Origin of the sequence: Chryseobacterium sp. C2(2020) (assembly GCF_014218915.1) — a bacterium.
Taxonomy (GTDB): domain Bacteria; phylum Bacteroidota; class Bacteroidia; order Flavobacteriales; family Weeksellaceae; genus Chryseobacterium; species Chryseobacterium mucoviscidosis.
In genome coordinates, this window is record NZ_JACLCT010000019.1 from 19,683 (window position 1) to 37,684 (window position 18,002).

Genomic DNA, 18,002 nt, shown 5'->3' on the forward strand with positions numbered 1-18,002 from the left:
ACAGCATGAGTGAAAAGTTGATTCTCGCTCTGGACCAAGGTACGACTTCGTCGAGAGCCATTTTATTCAATCACAGCGGAGAAATTGAATTTGTTTCTCAGAAAAGTTTTGAACAGATATTTCCTACACCGGGTTGGGTAGAACACGATCCCAATGAAATCTGGTCTTCACAGGTTTCCGTAGCGGCGGAAGTCATTGCCAAAGCAGGAATTTCCGGTCGGGAAATTGCTGCCATCGGAATTACCAATCAGCGTGAAACCACAATTGTTTGGGATAAAGAAACCGGAGAACCTGTATATAATGCCATTGTATGGCAGGACAGAAGAACATCTAAATACTGCGACGAATTAAAAGAACAGGGACATGCGGAGAAAATTAAAGAAAAAACAGGTCTTGTACTGGATGCTTATTTTTCAGCAACAAAACTGAAGTGGATTTTAGACAATGTAGAAGGCGCAAGAGAAAAAGCAGAATCAGGAAAATTATGTTTCGGAACAGTAGACACTTTCCTTGTCTGGAAACTTACGCGCGGAAAGATGTTCATCACCGATGTTTCGAATGCAAGCAGAACCATGCTTTTGAATATTCATACTTTAGAATGGGATGATGATTTACTGGAACTCTTCAATATTCCAAGAGCGATTTTACCGGAAGTAAAACAAAGCAGTGAAATCTACGGAGAAACAGCTACTACATTATTCTCCACAAAAATTCCGATTGCAGGAATTGCGGGAGATCAGCAGGCTGCATTATTCGGACAGATGTGTACGACTCCGGGAATGGTAAAAAACACCTACGGAACAGGCTGTTTCCTTTTAATGAATACTGGAACAGAAGCCGTTTTATCTAAAAACAATTTACTGACGACCGTTGCATGGAAAATTAATGGAGAAGTGAATTACGCTTTGGAAGGAAGTGTTTTTGTAGGAGGTGCAGCGATTCAGTGGCTGAGAGACGGTTTAAAATTAATCCGTTCCGCAGAGGAAGTAAATACTTTGGCACAATCGGTTGATGATAATGGCGGTGTGTATTTTGTTCCTGCATTAACGGGTTTAGGCGCTCCTCACTGGGATCAGTATGCCCGCGGAAATATCGTTGGCGTAACCCGCGGAACCACAAACGGGCATATCGCAAGAGCGACTTTGGAAGGTATTGCTTTTCAGGTGTATGATATTGTAAAAGCAATGGAAGCTGATTCCGGAACGGAAAGTTTAGAATTAAGAGTAGATGGCGGAGCTTCTGCAAGCGATTTGCTGATGCAGATTCAGTCAGATTTATTCGGATTTAAGATTACAAGACCAAAAACTCTGGAAACAACCGCTTTGGGAGCAGCTTATCTTGCCGGACTTGCGGTCGGATACTGGAAAAACATTGATGAAATACAGTCTCAATGGATCATTGATAAAGATTTCCACCCGCAACTGGAAAAAGAAAAAGTGGAAAAGATGGTGAAAACGTGGACAAAAGCAGTACAGCGTTCTCAAAACTGGATCGAAGATTAATTTTTTTAAAATAAAACTATGACTCCATTTACAGCAGAAATAATCGGCACAATGCTGATGATCCTTTTAGGAAACGGCGTAGTTGCCAATGTTGTTTTGAAAGGCACAAAAGGAAACAACTCCGGTTGGATTGTAATTACCACCGCTTGGGCTCTGGCAGTTTTTGTGGGGGTAACCGTTGCAGGACCTGTCAGCGGAGCGCACCTGAATCCCGCAGTGACTTTAGGTCTGGCTTTCGCAGGAAAATTTTCATGGGATCTGGTTCCCACCTATATTGCCGGAGAAATGATCGGGGCAATGTTAGGTGCGTCTCTGGTCTGGATATTCAATAAAGATCATTTTGCCATTACGGAAGACGAAGGGGCAAAACTTGCATGTTTCAGTACAGGACCTGCGATCAGAAAACCTGTTTCCAATTTAATCAGCGAAATTATCGGGACTTTCGTTTTGGTATTCGTGATTTTTCATTTCGCAGATCCAAGCATGACTTTAAATAATGATCCGACAGCAAAAATAGGATTAGGAAGTGTAGGAGCTTTACCGGTTACTTTATTGGTCTGGGCAATCGGTCTTTCTTTAGGAGGAACTACAGGCTACGCTATTAATCCGGCAAGAGATCTCGGACCAAGAATTATGCATGCACTTCTTCCGGTAAAAGGAAGCAGTGACTGGGGTTACGCATGGATTCCCATTGCAGGACCAATCATCGGAGCAGGACTTGCTGCGTTACTTCACGGAATTCTGAGCTAACAACACTTTACTTTATGAAAAAACTAATCTATTTATGCCTGATTTTATCAGGTATAGGAACTCTTTTTGCCCAGGAAAATAAAGAAACAGCGGAAGAAAGCAGGCTGGATTTTACGGCAAACATTCAGAATAACCATCTTTGGAGAGGTTTAATTATTACCGATAAACCGGTTGTGATGGGAAATCTTTCTTACGCTCTGGATAAAGAAAAAAAATGGAAGGTCGGGATTTGGGGTGCATCTGCTTTAACGGACGACAAAGACAATACGCATTATAAAGAAATCAATTATTATATACAGTTTTCCAACGGAAGATTTTACATTGGATTGTGGGATTTATTTAATTCAAGAAATATAAACACTGCGGTGGCTTCGGAAGATATTTTTAATTATTCCAACAGGAGAACAGCGCATATTATTGATTTAAGAACGAATTATACATTTGGTGCTTCTTTTCCTTTAAATATTGAAGCAGATATTATGCTGTATGGAGGAGCTAACGCGGGAGAAGTGGTTCTGGAATCTGACGGAACGTATAAAAAGAATAAATATTCAACATATATTCAGGCGAGTTATCCTGTCATTAAAGATAAAAAAGTAAATCTGGACGCGTTTGTAGGAGCCGGATTTGCCTTAAATGACAAAAGATTTCTTTACGGAAACGGAGAAAACAGTTTTGATATTGTAAATGTAGGCGTGAAGGCTAGTAAGACCGTAAAAATCACAGATCATTACAGCCTGCCTGTTTCCATGATGGCAATGTGGAATCCTTCCAATAAGTTCGCAAGAATTCAATTAGCTGCAACGGTATTTTAAAAATTAATTGTTAGTGATGTACAGACCATCTCTTTTTGAGGTGGTTTTTTGCTTTTATTAAAAAAATTTTGTTTTTCGAAAATAAGTGAAATGCCTTTGTTTATCTAAATCTACGGTGTTAATAATTTGAATTTTCTTTGTCTTTCTTTGCGTTTAGTTTCATCGCTAAGTTAAACAAAGAGTTAAATTAAACTTTACAAAATCTTGTATAAAAGTAATTACCGTGATTTTACGGTGTAATTTTTGATAGGATATTTTTAATTTTGGGAAAAATTCACTTGTGAAAAAACTTTTATTTCTACTCACACTTCTTTTAGGCTTCCTGTCATTTGCACAGTCCAAAGCTCCTTTTTCAGGGAAAAAAGATTTCAATATAGAAGATGGAACAAATGGCTCCGGAACACCAAGCTATTATATTAACATCAAAGATAACGGCGATGTCTATTTCGGTTTTGTACAGATCAATCAGGCAGACGGAACAGAAACCAAGGAAGAAATCAATGCCGGAAAATATAACCCGAAAGTAATGAAAGTTTATTTTAAAACCTATAATGAAACATTTTACGTGAAATTTGATAAAGAAAGAATTTATCTGACGGATGAAAACGGAAAAGTGAAAAGATCCGACGATTGCTGTCCAGTTTCTGAAATAGAAAAAACGAATTGCGAATGCTCAGGAATATTATATCAATGATGAAAGTCTATCAACTTCTGTTAATTTTATTTCTCGTCTTTTCCTGTGGTAAAAAACAGTCTCATCCGTATACTTTTTATTACTGGAAAACCCGTTTGGCTTTAGACAAAACAGAGAAAGACGTTTTACATAAAGCAACTGATCCTTATTTGTATACCCGATTTTTTGATGTTGATAAATTGGATGGAAAATTTCAGCCTGTCGGAGTTATTACAAAAGATCAGAGTTTCAGCACCGACAAAAATATTGTTCCGACGGTTTTTATTACAAACCGTGCGTTTATCAACATCACCAATGAGGAAATACAGTTTCTTGCAGAAAGCATTAATGATTTAATTACAAAAAAGTCTTCAGAATATCAGCTGAAAACGGACAATCAAATACAAATTGACTGCGACTGGACTGCAGGAACCCGCGATGATTATTTTAAATTTCTGAAAAAATTAAAGGAGGTTTCAAAAAAATCGGTAACCTGTACACTTCGTCTTCATCAGGTAAAAGATAAAAATATCATGGGAATTCCACCGGTTGAGCAGGTATTTCTGATGTGCTACTCCACTTCTTCTCCGCTGGAAAACTCAGATAAAAATTCTATTTTGGATGTGAGTACACTCAAAAATTATCTTTCCAAACTGGAAGATTATCCTGTTAAAAAGATTGAGGTTGCCCTGCCGATTTATTCGTGGGGAATTGTAACCAACCATTTGGGAAAACATAAACTGATTAATGCTCTATCTGAAAATGATCTTAAAAACCCCAATTTTAAAAGGATATCCGACACAGAAATTGAAATACAAAAGGACGGATTTTATTTCGGAAGTTATCTGAACAAAGGTTTCAGAATTAAAATTGAAGAAATTTCAGATGAGCAGCTTCAGGAAGTTATCCGTTTTCTGGAGAAAAAAATAAACAATTTTACTATGATTTATTATCAGCTAGACAGTAAATTTGTTACAGGTCAGAACTTTAGCTTGTAAATTCAATTAAAATTCTGCGTAAATTGCATTATGCTTAAAAAGATAACTCTTACAGATTTTTTAAACGAAACGGCGTAAGATTTATTTCAACTAAACATACATTCATTAAAATTATAAACTTAAAAAAACACCATTAACAAAATGAAAAAGTATTTTCTTTCGCTTGCGGTTCTATCGCTTTTTTACAGTAAAACTGAAGCGTGCGCATGGTCTGATCCTGATTATGAATATTTCAATCTGTTTACACAGAGTATCATCAAGGATAAATCTTACCTGCCTTTCCTTCACAGCTATTCCACCAGATTTTATACAGATTTTAAACAATCCCAGATTCCTAATGAAAATGTGGATGCCTGGAAAAAATTCTTTAATAATCAACTGACTTTCGCGGAAACAGATTATCTGGTGAATAAAATGAACATCAATGATCTGAACGCTCTGAAAAATGGCAGCACCAACAATCAGCTTCTTACAAAACTCGGATCTGGTTTCTATTCTAAATATAAGGAAGCAATTGATTATCTGATTGAGGCAAAATATCTTGAACCGTACATGAAAATCAACTATGTTGAAAGTCCGGATTCTTTTTATTACCGTGAAAGCGAAAGCTCCCAAAATGCTACAAATCTTGATTACAATAAAACGATCACGACATTAACCTCTCTTTACAACTCAGCAAAAAATCCTGAAATCAAACAGCGTTACGGATATCAGTTGGTGCGTTTCAACCATTATACAAGAAATTACGAAGCAGCGGTTGAAGCTTTCAAGAATTATGTTGAACCCATAAAATCAAGAGGAGCAACCTATTTTATGGCTCTCGATCAATTGGCGGGTGCGCAACGCGGACTGGATCTGAAAAGTGATGCCAACTGGAATTTCTTTCAGGTTTTTATGAACAGTAAAAGCCGTAAAGAGTCTGCCTTCGTATCTATGAAACTTTCGGACACTGCTTCTTTTAATAATATCATGAAAAGAGCGGGAACGAATGAAGAAAAAAACATGGCTTATTTTCTTTTAGGCTATGAGGATTTCAACAATCCGATTCCGATCATGGAAAAAATGTTTGAAATAGATCCTGATTCTGAAATTCTGAAAGTGATGGCGGTGAGGAGCATCAATGAACTGGAAAGAAACTATCTTCCGATTTATTATTACACCAACAATAATGAAAAATCTACGGTAAAAGTTTCTGCAAACACTACAGCGGATCAGCCAAAAACTGAAGTTACGGAAGCTCCTAAAGAGGAAAAAATATCGTTTTGGCAGAAAATTGTGCGCTTTTTTAAGAAGTTATTCGGAGTTAAAGATAAAACGAGTACTGAAATGAAAGCCGATCAAAGCGATGATGAATTGCTGGACAACCCGAACAGAATTCCGGTTTTCAACAAGAATAATTATTACTATGACGATCAGACGAAAGATTTCTTAGATGATCTTGAAAAATTCACAAGCAAAACGAAAGAAAAATCTAAGGATGAATACTGGCAAATTGCAGATGCTTATCTTAAGTTCCTTAAGAAAGATTATAAAGCCAGTACAGAGATTTTATCAGACATTCAAACCAGCAATCCCGAATATCAGGAACAGATTAAAAGAATGAAGGTTCTGAATGATATCGTTTCCCAGCCTAAAATTGATGCGGATTTCGAAGATCATTTAATGAAAGATTATGCTGAATATTTTGTGGATAAACCGGAAGAGCCTAAAAAAGACAGTACGGAAACAGAGTATGATTATTATGGTGAGGTTCCTTCTACAAAAGATTTCCTGAAAGATGTTCTTGCCAACCGTTATTTCCTGCAGGGTGAAGACGGAAAATCTTTCCTTATGAGCAATACGCTTTCTGATCTTCAGTACAATCCCAACTCCAGTCTGGTAAAAAGTGTGGAAGATTTTTACAGAAAGCCGAACAAAACGAAATTCGAGGAACAGATTATTGCTAAAAATATTGATGATGTAGGAAATATCGATGCCTTTTTTGCCGTGATTTATGGTGACAGAGCCATGAGACAGGCAGATTTTGAGAAGGCTAAATCATACTACACAAAAGCTCAGAATTTCACAGGAATTCCTAGAATCAATTATGACTGGGACGGGAATTCTCAGAAAAAAACGCCTCATCAATACGGAGCTTCAGAATACAATGGTTTCCGAAGTATTTCGGATCTTGTTTTCGGACATAATGTTTGGGAAAGTTATCAGAGTGCGCCAGAAGAAAGTATGGTGAAGGAAGATTTTTCTCAGTTTTCTTTCATTAAACCTATGATGAATAAATTTGAATTGGCAGATGCTTTAATTCAGCTTAAAAAAATAGGAAACGGTAAGGACGAAAAATCAACAAAAGCCAATCAGCTCATCGGAAATCTTCTTTACAATACTTCTTCTTTGGGATATTACAGACAGTTATTTGTGATGGATGTTGACAATACGAATGGCGGAAAATATAATTTCTGGAGTACCGATAGTGAAACTCCATATCAGTACTACTACAAGAACTTTACAAGTACTACTTTTATTGAACCTGATAATTTTGATCTGGCAATTAATTATTATAAAAAAGCATTGAATACATCAGCGGATAAAGAACAGAAAGCAAGAATTCTGTTTCAGATGGCAAGCGCGGAACAAGGGAAATATTATCAGTATGAAGCTAAAAATCCTTCGAACGTAGATTATTCGGATCCAAAATGGAGCGAGAAAACGGATGCTTTCCAAAAGCAGTTAGATCAGATTAAAAATCAGAAATACAGAACCTATTTTGCCATGCTGAAAACACAGTATGCCGATACAGAGACTGCAAAAAATCTGATGGGAAGCTGTTCTTATTTCGGGTATTTTATGAAATAGAATGTTTAATAAAAAAAAGGAATCAGATCGATTCCTTTTTTTGTTTCTGTTTCTGCAGCCATTCTTCATGTTTTTTTCTGAAAAAATCGTGCTTGTAATCCTGATTTCTTTTGGCAGCATCAATAGAATGTGAGGAATGGATATCTTCATCTTCTTCTGCAAAATCTGCCAGTTTTTCATAGTAACAATGAAGCTGATCGAGTTCTTTTTCCGTTAAATCTTCAATATCCACAATTCTGTTGCTGGCTTTTTCGTTAGCTGCGATCAATTCATTTAATTTGATCTGAATGGCTTTCGAGTCTTTATTCTGTGCTTTCTGAATTAAAAATACCATCAGGAATGTGATGATGGTTGTTCCGGTATTAATTACGAGCTGCCATGTTTCGGAGTACTTAAAAATCGGTCCTGAAGCACCCCAGATAATAACGATTAAGGTTGCTCCGATGAAGGCGTAGGAACTTCCTGTAAATTTTGTTGCCCAGTCTGAAAATTTCTCGAAAAAACTTTTATCTGACTTATCCATTTTCGTTGGTTTTAATGAGATTTAAAGCATCAAAAACTCCGCCGAAAAAGATGAGTTTGTGGATAATCAAAATGTTAAATTCAGTTACATTTTATACCTTGTTTCTAAAAACAAAATATGACAATACATAAAAAATCCGCTCCCCGAAAGGAACGGATTTTATATAATCATTGCAAAGTATGCAATTATCACACTTTAATTTCTACGTCAACTCCTGAAGGAAGTTCTAATTTCATTAGAGCATCAACAGTTTTAGAAGAAGAAGAGTAGATATCCATCAATCTCTTGTGAGCTGATAATTGGAACTGCTCTCTTGCTTTCTTGTTTACGTGCGGAGATCTCAACACTGTGAAGATTCTCTTGTTGGTTGGCAATGGAATTGGTCCGTTTACAACAGCACCAGTAGCCTTTACCGTTTTTACGATTTTCTCTGCAGATTTATCTACCAAGTTGTAATCGTAAGATTTAAGTTTTATTCTGATTCTTTGTGACATTTTAATCTAATTTAATATTAACCTTTAGCCTTAGCGATTACTTCTTCAGCAACGTTTGTAGGAGCAGCTTCGTATTTCTCGAATTCCATAGAAGATGTTGCTCTACCTGAAGATAACGTTCTAAGAGAAGTTACATAACCAAACATTTCAGAAAGTGGAACGAAAGCCTTGATAACTTTAGCGTTGTTTCTGTCGTCCATACCGTTTACAGTACCTCTTCTTCTGTTAAGGTCACCTACGATATCACCCATGTACTCTTCAGGAGTTACTACTTCAAGCTTCATGATTGGTTCCATGATAACCGCTTTAGCAGCTCTACCAGATTCTTTGAAACCTAACTTTGCAGCAAGTTCGAAAGATAACTGATCCGAGTCAACCTGGTGGTAAGATCCATCTTTCAATGTAATCTTCATAGATTCTACCTCAAATCCAGCTAAAGGACCGTTCTTCATTGCTTCTCTGAATCCTTTTTCAACTGAAGGAACAAATTCCTTAGGAATGTTACCCCCTTTAATTTCGTTGATGAATTCAAGACCTGTTTTTCCTTCGTCTGCAGGACCGATTTCGAATACGATATCCGCGAACTTACCTCTACCTCCAGACTGCTTTTTGTAAACCTCTCTGTGACTAGCTTTTTGTGTAAGAGCTTCTTTGTATTCTACTTGCGGCTGACCTTGGTTAACCTCTACTTTGAACTCTCTTCTCATACGGTCTACGATGATATCCAAGTGAAGCTCACCCATACCGGAGATGATTGTTTGTCCTGAAGCCTCGTCTGTCTTAACCTGGAATGTTGGATCTTCTTCAGCTAATTTAGCTAAAGCGTTACCCATTTTATCCTGGTCAGCTTTCGTTTTAGGCTCAACAGCGATACCGATTACCGGATCTGGGAAGATCATTGATTCAAGAACGATTGGGTTCTTTTCATCAGATAATGTATCTCCTGTTTTAATATCTTTAAATCCTACAGCAGCACCAATATCTCCAGCCTCGATATACTCAACCGGATTTTGCTTGTTTGCGTGCATCTGATAGATTCTTGAGATTCTTTCCTTGTTACCAGATCTTGTGTTTAGTACATAAGAACCAGCATCCAATCTTCCTGAATAAGCTCTGAAGAATGCTAATCTACCTACGAATGGGTCAGTAGCAATTTTGAAAGCTAATGCAGCGAAAGGCTCCTCAACAGATGGTTTTCTTTCGATATCAGCGTCAGTTCTTGGATCTGTTCCTTTGATATTATCCTTATCTAATGGAGAAGGAAGATATTTACAAACAGCATCAAGCATGAACTGTACTCCTTTGTTTTTGAAAGAAGATCCACAAGTCATTGGGATAATAGAAAGATCGATAGTAGCTTTTCTTAAAGCTTCGTTGATTTCTTCTTCAGAAATTGAATCCGGATCTTCGAAGAATTTCTCCATCAAAGTCTCATCATAATCCGCTACAGCTTCTACTAATTTCTCTCTATATTCAAGAACTTCATCCTTCATGTCTTCAGGAATCGGAACTACTTCATAAGTTGCTCCCTGTCCTGCTTCATCCCAGATGATCGCTCTGTTTTTAATTAAGTCTACAACTCCTTTGAAATCTTCTTCAGCACCGATTGGTAAAACGATTGGAACTGCATTAGATCCTAACATTTCTTTTACTTGTTTTACAACGTTCAAGAAGTCAGCACCCTGTCTGTCCATTTTGTTTACGAATCCCATTCTCGCAACTTTATAGTTGTCAGCCAATCTCCAGTTTGTTTCAGACTGAGGCTCTACCCCATCTACTGCAGAGAATAAGAATACCAAACCGTCCAATACTCTCAAAGATCTGTTTACTTCTACAGTGAAGTCAACGTGTCCCGGTGTATCGATAATGTTGAAGTGGTAAGGTTTTGTTTCAGGTAATTTCTTACCTTGATCTGTTGGGAAATTCCAGTTACAAGTAGTTGCAGCAGAAGTAATAGTAATACCTCTTTCTGCTTCCTGTTCCATCCAGTCCATTGTAGAAGCACCATCGTGAACCTCTCCAATTTTGTGGTTTACACCTGTATAGAATAAAATCCTCTCTGTAGTGGTAGTCTTACCTGCATCAATGTGAGCAGCAATACCAATATTTCTTGTAAATTTAAGATCTCTTCCCATTTCAGATTAGAATTTGAAGTGTGAGAAAGCTTTGTTTGCTTCCGCCATTTTGTGAGTATCTGTTTTCTTTTTGAAAGCAGCACCTTCTTCTCTTGAAGCAGCTACTACCTCATTAGCTAATTTCAAAGCCATAGACTTATCATTTCTCTTTTTAGAGTAGCTAATTAACCATTTCATTGCCATAGAAATTTTTCTATCTGCTCTGATTGGCATTGGGATCTGGAAGTTAGCTCCACCTACTCTTCTAGAACGTACTTCTACGTGAGGCATAACGTTTGTTAATGCATCTTTCCAGATTTCAAGGGCTGTTTTTTCAGAATCTCCTTTTTTAGTTTCTACGATATCCAACGCATCATAGAAAATTTTAAATGCGATTGACTTCTTACCGTCAAGCATTAAATTGTTTACGAATCTCGTTACCAACTGATCATTAAATTTTGGATCTGGTAACAACGGTCTTTTTTTCGCTTTCGTCTTTCTCATTGTTTCTGTACCTTATTTAATGATTATTTTTTCTTTCCTTTTGCTGGTGCAGCTGGTGCCTGACCTGGTTTAGGTCTCTTAGCTCCGTACTTCGATCTTCTCTGCGTTCTTCCATTTACACCTGCAGTGTCTAATGCTCCTCTTACGATGTGGTAACGTACTCCCGGTAGGTCTTTCACCCTTCCGCCTCTAACCAATACTATCGAGTGCTCCTGAAGATTGTGTCCTTCGCCCGGGATATAGGCATTCACTTCTTTACCGTTAGAAAGTCTTACCCTTGCAACTTTTCTTAGTGCAGAGTTAGGTTTCTTAGGTGTAGTAGTATATACTCTCGTACATACACCACGTCTTTGTGGACAAGAATCTAGGGCAGCCGATTTGCTCTTCTTGGCAAGCGTGGCTCTTCCTTTTCTTACTAATTGTTGAATAGTAGGCATTTAATTGCTTTTTATTTTAGGGTGCAAAAATAGTAATATTTTTTTAATTAACAAGCAGTTATATAGAAATAATATTTTTATTTAAAAATTAATTAACAGATACTTACGGTTTATCAACAATTGTAACATGAACATTTCTGTTCCAGTGAAAATCTTTGATATTATTTTTAAGTTCTTCCAGATTATTACCATTAACAGAATAAACGGACACCTTATCTTTTGCTACCGTAATAGGATTACTGATCTTGAGTTCGGCTACCTTTGTCCAGTTTTTGGGGATGTGAGTTTGAAGCCATGCTTCGTAAATGATGGCAATATCATAATTATTTACAGCGGTATATTTTGTTAGAAAACTTTGAAACTGAGAATCTGCATGCCTTTTATTTTCATTAAAGACAATTGTTTCCTTTGAACCTAAACCCGCTATATCAAGCAAATGAATATCTGTATAATAAGTAACAGCTCCAATATCATTGGCAACAACTTTTGATTTATTATAGTAGGTGTGCAGAAATCTAGCAGACTGAATTTGCTGTTCATAAATATTTTTGCCCCCGTCAATCAGCATTTTGTGAGCGAAGGAAAATTTATATACCAATAAAAAAATATTTGCCAAGACCAATCCTGAAATTATAAATTCCTTTTTAATGTAGGTTCTGAAATGCTCAAACAAGCCTTTCAGTTTAGGAATCAAAGCCATAGAAAAACCCGTAAGAATATAAGCTTCATACCTGAACATCCCTTTAAGATCCGCAAACATGGAATGACAGACCATCAGTAAAGAAATAACAATCAGTAAAAAATGATCTTTAATTATCAGCTGAAAATTCTTTGTTCTAAAATCTCTGATAATGAAAATCAAACACATCATAATCGGAAAGAATCCAATTTTATAAAAGCTGATATTCATTAAAAAATTATCAAAAAAAACAGTTTTCAGCTGATGTGGAAAATGAGAGTCAAAAGTAAACTTCATTCCTTTTACAATTACTGAATTCGGGAATAAATAGCCATCATGCTGATAATTAAAATAACAAAACACTACAATCGGGATAAAGCCTATTAGCAAAATCCCAAAAGCATCCTTCCATTTTTTAATTAAAATAAACAGAAAAGCAAGAATCACAAAATAAAACATGCTTTCAAAACGCACCAACCCCATCAATAATAAGGTGAGGTAAAATCCAAAAACAGAATATCTGCTTTTAAGATTTGAAAGACATAAAATATTTACCACAAATAAAAAAACATGAAAAACATGCTCCATTCCGGATAAAATCTGTACATGCAATACAGAAAAGAAAAGGGTAAAAAGTACCGAAAGCACAATATTTTTTGCCGTATTGAAAGCGCCCGAAAAATATTTATTCAGAAAATAAACCGTTCCGACTCCAAAAAAAACATTTACCCAAAGCGAAAGGAGATCGTTATTTCCGGAAACTTTTATTAGAATACTTAAAACATAGGTAAATAAAGGAGAAGAAGACGTAGAGGAAAATTTATATTTCGTAACACCCCATACATCATATAATGCCAAATTTTTAGCCATTGCCAAATGGATATATGCATCGTCTATCATATATATATAATGTCCGTCAGTCTTCGATAAGGATATCAAAAAATAAACTGCACATACAGCAGCAAAAAAAAGAAGAGAGACTATAAAACTTTTCAAATTAACTTTTGACGAAGCTTGCATATTTAAATTCATTCTAAAAATATCAAAGATAAGTATCATCAATCACGAAACCACATTTTCGGCACAATATTTACTTAATATTGTTACAGAAAAATAAACTACAATAGAGATATGAAAAACGCCAACATTATCGGTCTTAAAGAAACCGACTGCAAAAAGATTTCAGAAAAATTAAATATTCTTTTAGCTAACTATTCCGTATTTTATCAGAATACAAGAGGCTCTCACTGGAATATTAAAGGAGATCAGTTCTTTACGCTTCACCCAAAATTTGAAGAGCTTTACAACAGTCTTGTTTTAAAGATTGATGAAATTGCAGAAAGAATTTTAACGTTAGGTGCTACACCTGCTCATAATTATTCAGATTACCTGAAAGTATCAACCATAAAGGAAAGCATGGAAGTAAGCGATGCTACGAAAAGTGTTGAAAACATTTTAAATTCATTTAAAGTAGTTATCGATCTTCAGAGAGAACTTTTGGATATGACGGAAAAAGCAGGAGACGAAGGAACCAACTCGCAAATGAGCGATTATATTACAGAACAGGAAAAAGAAGTTTGGATGTACAACTCCTATCTTGGAAAGTAAAGAAAGAAAAAATATCCGGAAAATTTAAAAAAATCACCTTACATTTAGGTGATTTTATTTTTAATAACTATATTTGCGTATAAATTACACAATTATGCACAACGTACGATTAAACTCCATTTTAGATAACGACTTTTATAAAATAACGATGCAGAATGCGGTAGTAAAATTATTCCCTAGTTCTGTGGTAAAATATGAATTCATCAACCGCGGAAAACATCAGTTTCCTGAAGGTTTCGATATTGCCTTAAGAGAAGCGGTTAATAAAATGGCAGAACTGAAGCTGACGAAAGACGAAAAAAAGTTCATGGCAAGAACCTGCCCTTATATTGATCTTCCCTATCTTGATTTCCTTGAAGGTTATCATTATGATCCTTCCGAAGTTAAAATTCATCAGGAAGGAAACGATCTTTCCGTAACCGTTGAGGGATTATGGTACCGAACGATACTTTGGGAAGTCCCATTATTAGCTCTTATCAGCGAGCTTCACTACGAAATGAACCACATGGAAAGAGACTCTAATGAAGTGGTGATGAACAAAACATTGGAAAAAGCTGAAACACTGGCAAAACTGGGCGTTAATTTCGCAGAATTCGGAACCCGCAGAAGACACTCTCATAAAGTTCAGAATCTGGTTATGGAAGCTTTAACACAAAAGAAAGACTCTACATTCATCGGTTCTTCTAATGTACATTTCGCCATGAAATACGGTGTAAAACCTATCGGAACCCACGCTCACGAATGGTTTATGTTCCATGCCGCGGAATATGGTTTCAAAATGGCAAACGAACTGGCTCTGGAACATTGGGTGGATGTTTACCGTGGAGATTTGGGAGTTGCTCTTTCAGATACCTACACAACAGATGTTTTCTTCCAGCAGTTTGATAAAAAGTTTGCGAAACTTTTCGACGGTGTTCGTCACGACAGCGGCGATCCTCTGGAATTCGCAGATAAAACCATTGCCCATTATGAAAGACACGGCATTAACCCATTATTCAAATACATTATTTTTTCAGATGGTTTAAATCTTGAAAAAGTAGAAGAAATCACCAATTACTGCAAAGGAAAAATAGGAGTTTCTTTCGGAATCGGAACTAATCTCACCAATGATGTCGGTTTGAAACCTATGAATATCGTCATGAAACTTATCGGCGTTCAGGCTCCGAACAAAGAATGGATTCCAACTGTAAAATTATCCGATGAACACGGAAAATATACCGGAGATCCTAAAATGATTGAACTGGCGAAGGAATTTTTAAGAATAAAAGAGTAAAATAATTATGAAGAATTATTTTAGTTTTTAATTAAAAAAACGGAACGCTTCCAATAAATATAAAAAGACGATTTCTAATCATAGTCTTAATGAGAAAACTATCTTTCGTTTTATTGTTACTATCATTAATCAACTGCAAGAATAAATCTTCCGTATTTGAAGTAAAAATAAATCATGTTTCAAAAAATATTATTGATGAATTGAAGCATTTAAAAGAAGAGGAAACCAACTTTTCCGGATTACTTTATAAAGATGAAAAATACGAAGTGCGGAAAAGCTGCTCCGGTGAATGGGGAGGAACTGTTTATTTTAAAAACAGACAAAACAATGTCATTCATTATGCAGTGGCAACCTGCCCTGTTTCTGTAAATAAAATAAACGGAAAATATTACGTTTCGAATTCTTTGGCGCATATGATGGGATTTTCAGAGATTCTTGAAATTGCAGATCCTGAAAAAATGGCAACAACACAAAAAATTCCGGTTTATCATCCTGATATTATAACTCGCGAATATGAATCAGAATCAACTTTAGGAACAAAAAAAATTCTTGATACAACAAGAGTTCTCATCGTATCAAGTTTCGTTTATAACAAAAAACTGTATTCAATAATTTCAGGTATTCACGGAACAAAAACATCCATTTCGGAATTAAAAAATAACCGGTTTGAAACAGTAACTGAACTTCCCGAAAAGATTTTTTATTCAGAACCCATTATTGTTAAAAAAGCAGATAACCATCTCAAATTATATTTCCAACATCCCCAAAAAGGAATTTTGGAAATAAGAGACAATAAGATTCAATTAACTTACTATGAAAAATAAAACAGGCTGTCAGAATTTTGACAGCCTGTTTTTTCTAATAATCAATGCAAATGTAAGGTTTACGCGCAAGTACACAACAATAAGGATTACTGCAGAAGGTATATCCCGGATTACAGACTCCGTATTCTAAAGGAACCTGGCAGTTTTCATAAGCGCCACCTGCAATTGCTTTCAGCTCTTTTCTGTTTAAAGACTTTAAATTTTTCATAGTATTTTGTTTAATTTGCTCCTACTCTTAAGATTTTCGAACACCTCTATAATAATTCCTTTTATGGAGATTTAAATATACAAAATATTTTTACACAAAAATTTACACAAGGTTTTCTTATCTTTATAAAAAACAAAACATTATGAAAACCATAGAAGAAGTTCTGAAAAAATTAGACGAAATCATTATTTGGGCGAAAGAAAATCAAAGTCCGGTCGGATATTTTGCCTGTACCTACAGAATTATGACGGCGCAGGTTCTGAAAGGAATTCAGCAGAAAAAATTTGAAGACAATCCGAGGATGACATTACTGGATATTGCTTTTGCCACACGTTATCTTGAAGCGTGGGAAGCTTATTCGAAAGGACAAAAATGCACCAACTCCTGGTTTATCGCTTTTGAAGCCGCAAAGAATAAAAATCTGCTCATCTTACAGCACATTTTCTTAGGCATGAATGCACACATCAATCTCGATCTGGGAATTTCCGCTGCTTCCATTATGCCTTACAGAAAAATCAATCCGCTGAAAAAAGATTTTGAAAACATCAATAATGTAATCGCTTCCATTAACCAGAAAGTTCAGGATTCTTTAAACAAGATTTGTTATCCAGTAGAATTAATTGATAAGCTTTCGAACGGAAAAGACAACGTCATTCTGGATTTTGCCATTTCAAAAGCAAGAGATACTTCATGGGCAACCGCCGTTATTGCATCAAATACACCCAACTTTCTGAGAGAAAACGTAATCGGAATCGTAGATTATGCCGCCGCAAAAGTTGCCACCCAAATTTTGAATCCAAAAATCCTCACTCCTTCTTTATTAAAGGAATTGAAAAAATGTGAAAGCAATGACGTTGTAAAAAACATAGAAATTCTGGCTTCTACCAAAAACGTTTAAGTTTCTTATGTAACCTTACAATTAATTTAATCCGACCCCAAATAAGACTCTTAGTTTTTACCAAGCCTTTTCATAAGAATAGCTTCCATCTTTTCGTAGCCTTTTGCCGTAGGATGAATTTCGTCTTCGGTGTAGATTTTATCCAGTCCGTTTCGGGAATCTTTCATTTCGGAATGATAATCTACATACGGAATATTGTTCTTTTTTGCGTACGCTTCAATCATTGTATTCAGGGCTATTACTTTTTCCGCAGGATGCATATCTTTTCTCCAGCCGAAATCGTATGCAGGAAGCACCGAACAAAGTACCACTTTTATATTATTCGCTTTTGCAAGTTCCACCATCGAAACAATATTTCCAAAAACTTTATCCAGAGAAATAGGCCCCTGATTTTCGGCAATATCATTGGTTCCGGCAAGAATAATGACTCTTTTTGGTTTTAGATTGATCACATCTTCACGGAACCTTAAAAGCATCTGCGAAGTTACCTGTCCGCTGATCCCTCTTCCGACAAAATTATTCTTTGTAAAAAATGATGGATCTGTGGAAAACCAGCCTTCCGTAATAGAATCTCCCATAAAAACAGAATTTGGAGCCATTTTTTTGGCTACAACTTCCCGATTTTGCTTTTCGTATTTCGTATAATTGGCAAAATCCTGTGCGGAAAACAAGGCTGAAAACATAATGGCTGCAATGCTTAAGAATTTCATGAAACTTATTTTTGATTTGAAAAGATGAAATAACGGAAAACAAATTGATCCTGCAAATATCTTTTCCGAAAAACCAAAACTTTTAGTTGATTAATTTTTAAATACAATGTCACAAAAGATTTTTAATTTTTTATTACACCGA

General features: G+C 35.9%; 18 protein-coding genes. 10 read left to right on the forward strand and 8 right to left on the reverse strand.

Annotation, left to right across the window (positions count from 1 at the left end; all coding sequences use genetic code 11):
* The first annotated feature begins 5 nt into the window (after positions 1–5).
* The 6 genes from glpK (at position 6) to H6W52_RS12145 (ending at position 7,588) form a co-directional block, all read left to right on the forward strand.
* A complete protein-coding gene (gene glpK, locus H6W52_RS12120) occupies positions 6–1,502 on the forward strand; it encodes a glycerol kinase GlpK (protein ID WP_116095822.1) in 1,497 nt (498 codons plus the stop codon).
* 18 nt (positions 1,503–1,520) lie between these two features.
* Positions 1,521–2,252: an MIP/aquaporin family protein gene (locus tag H6W52_RS12125; RefSeq protein WP_116095820.1), complete on the forward strand. Its 732-nt coding sequence runs from the start codon at positions 1,521–1,523 to the stop codon at positions 2,250–2,252.
* A gap of 14 nt (positions 2,253–2,266) precedes the next feature.
* On the forward strand, positions 2,267–3,067 hold the full coding sequence (locus H6W52_RS12130; RefSeq protein WP_116095818.1) for a hypothetical protein: 801 nt from the start codon (positions 2,267–2,269) through the stop codon (positions 3,065–3,067).
* A gap of 280 nt (positions 3,068–3,347) precedes the next feature.
* A complete protein-coding gene (locus tag H6W52_RS12135; protein WP_116095816.1) occupies positions 3,348–3,761 on the forward strand; it encodes a hypothetical protein in 414 nt (137 codons plus the stop codon).
* Positions 3,737–4,738: a hypothetical protein gene (locus H6W52_RS12140; RefSeq protein ID WP_410492725.1), complete on the forward strand. Its 1,002-nt coding sequence runs from the start codon at positions 3,737–3,739 to the stop codon at positions 4,736–4,738. Before H6W52_RS12135 ends, H6W52_RS12140 begins: the two co-directional genes overlap by 25 nt.
* 141 nt (positions 4,739–4,879) lie before the next feature.
* Positions 4,880–7,588, forward strand: a complete 2,709-nt coding sequence (locus H6W52_RS12145) for a hypothetical protein (protein WP_116095814.1) — start codon at positions 4,880–4,882, stop codon at positions 7,586–7,588.
* A gap of 22 nt (positions 7,589–7,610) precedes the next feature.
* On the opposite strand, the gene H6W52_RS12150 is transcribed toward H6W52_RS12145, so the two are convergent.
* The 6 genes from H6W52_RS12150 to H6W52_RS12175 all read right to left on the reverse strand — a co-directional run bounded on the left by H6W52_RS12150 (position 7,611) and on the right by H6W52_RS12175 (position 13,239).
* Positions 7,611–8,111, reverse strand: a complete 501-nt coding sequence (locus H6W52_RS12150; RefSeq protein ID WP_087706505.1) for a low affinity iron permease family protein — start codon at positions 8,109–8,111, stop codon at positions 7,611–7,613.
* A gap of 188 nt (positions 8,112–8,299) precedes the next feature.
* Complete coding sequence (rpsJ, locus tag H6W52_RS12155) at positions 8,300–8,605, reverse strand: 30S ribosomal protein S10 (protein WP_002661363.1); 306 nt, start codon at positions 8,603–8,605, stop codon at positions 8,300–8,302.
* A gap of 17 nt (positions 8,606–8,622) precedes the next feature.
* Positions 8,623–10,740, reverse strand: coding sequence for an elongation factor G (fusA, locus tag H6W52_RS12160; protein ID WP_076391836.1), 2,118 nt, complete (start codon positions 10,738–10,740; stop codon positions 8,623–8,625).
* A 6-nt stretch (positions 10,741–10,746) separates the two neighbouring features.
* Positions 10,747–11,223, reverse strand: coding sequence for a 30S ribosomal protein S7 (rpsG, locus tag H6W52_RS12165; protein ID WP_066695920.1), 477 nt, complete (start codon positions 11,221–11,223; stop codon positions 10,747–10,749).
* Positions 11,224–11,246: 23 nt separating this feature from the next.
* The gene (gene rpsL, locus H6W52_RS12170; RefSeq protein WP_027381287.1) at positions 11,247–11,660 is read right to left on the reverse strand and encodes a 30S ribosomal protein S12; all 414 of its coding nucleotides are present in this window, start codon (positions 11,658–11,660) and stop codon (positions 11,247–11,249) included.
* A 103-nt stretch (positions 11,661–11,763) separates the two neighbouring features.
* Entirely contained in the window at positions 11,764–13,239 is a 1,476-nt protein-coding gene (locus H6W52_RS12175) for a hypothetical protein (RefSeq protein WP_116095812.1), read from the reverse strand.
* Positions 13,240–13,470: 231 nt separating this feature from the next.
* On the opposite strand from H6W52_RS12175, the gene H6W52_RS12180 reads away from it, so the two are divergent.
* From H6W52_RS12180 to H6W52_RS12190, 3 genes are all read left to right on the forward strand, one after another.
* On the forward strand, positions 13,471–13,947 hold the full coding sequence (locus H6W52_RS12180; RefSeq protein ID WP_116095810.1) for a Dps family protein: 477 nt from the start codon (positions 13,471–13,473) through the stop codon (positions 13,945–13,947).
* Positions 13,948–14,041: 94 nt separating this feature from the next.
* Positions 14,042–15,220 carry a nicotinate phosphoribosyltransferase gene (gene pncB, locus H6W52_RS12185; protein WP_116095808.1) on the forward strand — a complete coding sequence of 393 codons (1,179 nt, stop codon included), beginning with the start codon at positions 14,042–14,044 and terminating at the stop codon, positions 15,218–15,220.
* An 89-nt stretch (positions 15,221–15,309) separates the two neighbouring features.
* Positions 15,310–16,044, forward strand: coding sequence for a hypothetical protein (locus H6W52_RS12190; protein ID WP_116095806.1), 735 nt, complete (start codon positions 15,310–15,312; stop codon positions 16,042–16,044).
* Positions 16,045–16,078: 34 nt separating this feature from the next.
* Here the strand turns inward: H6W52_RS12190 and H6W52_RS12195 are convergent, their stop codons facing one another.
* Positions 16,079–16,252 (reverse strand): bacteriocin-like protein, encoded by a 174-nt coding sequence (locus H6W52_RS12195; protein WP_157967225.1) that lies wholly within the window; start codon positions 16,250–16,252, stop codon positions 16,079–16,081.
* A gap of 142 nt (positions 16,253–16,394) precedes the next feature.
* On the opposite strand from H6W52_RS12195, the gene H6W52_RS12200 reads away from it, so the two are divergent.
* Positions 16,395–17,150 carry a DUF5995 family protein gene (locus H6W52_RS12200; RefSeq protein WP_116095804.1) on the forward strand — a complete coding sequence of 252 codons (756 nt, stop codon included), beginning with the start codon at positions 16,395–16,397 and terminating at the stop codon, positions 17,148–17,150.
* A 50-nt stretch (positions 17,151–17,200) separates the two neighbouring features.
* Here H6W52_RS12200 and H6W52_RS12205 read toward each other — a convergent pair whose 3' ends face one another.
* Positions 17,201–17,860 (reverse strand): SGNH/GDSL hydrolase family protein, encoded by a 660-nt coding sequence (locus H6W52_RS12205; RefSeq protein WP_116095802.1) that lies wholly within the window; start codon positions 17,858–17,860, stop codon positions 17,201–17,203.
* Positions 17,861–18,002 lie beyond the last annotated feature (142 nt).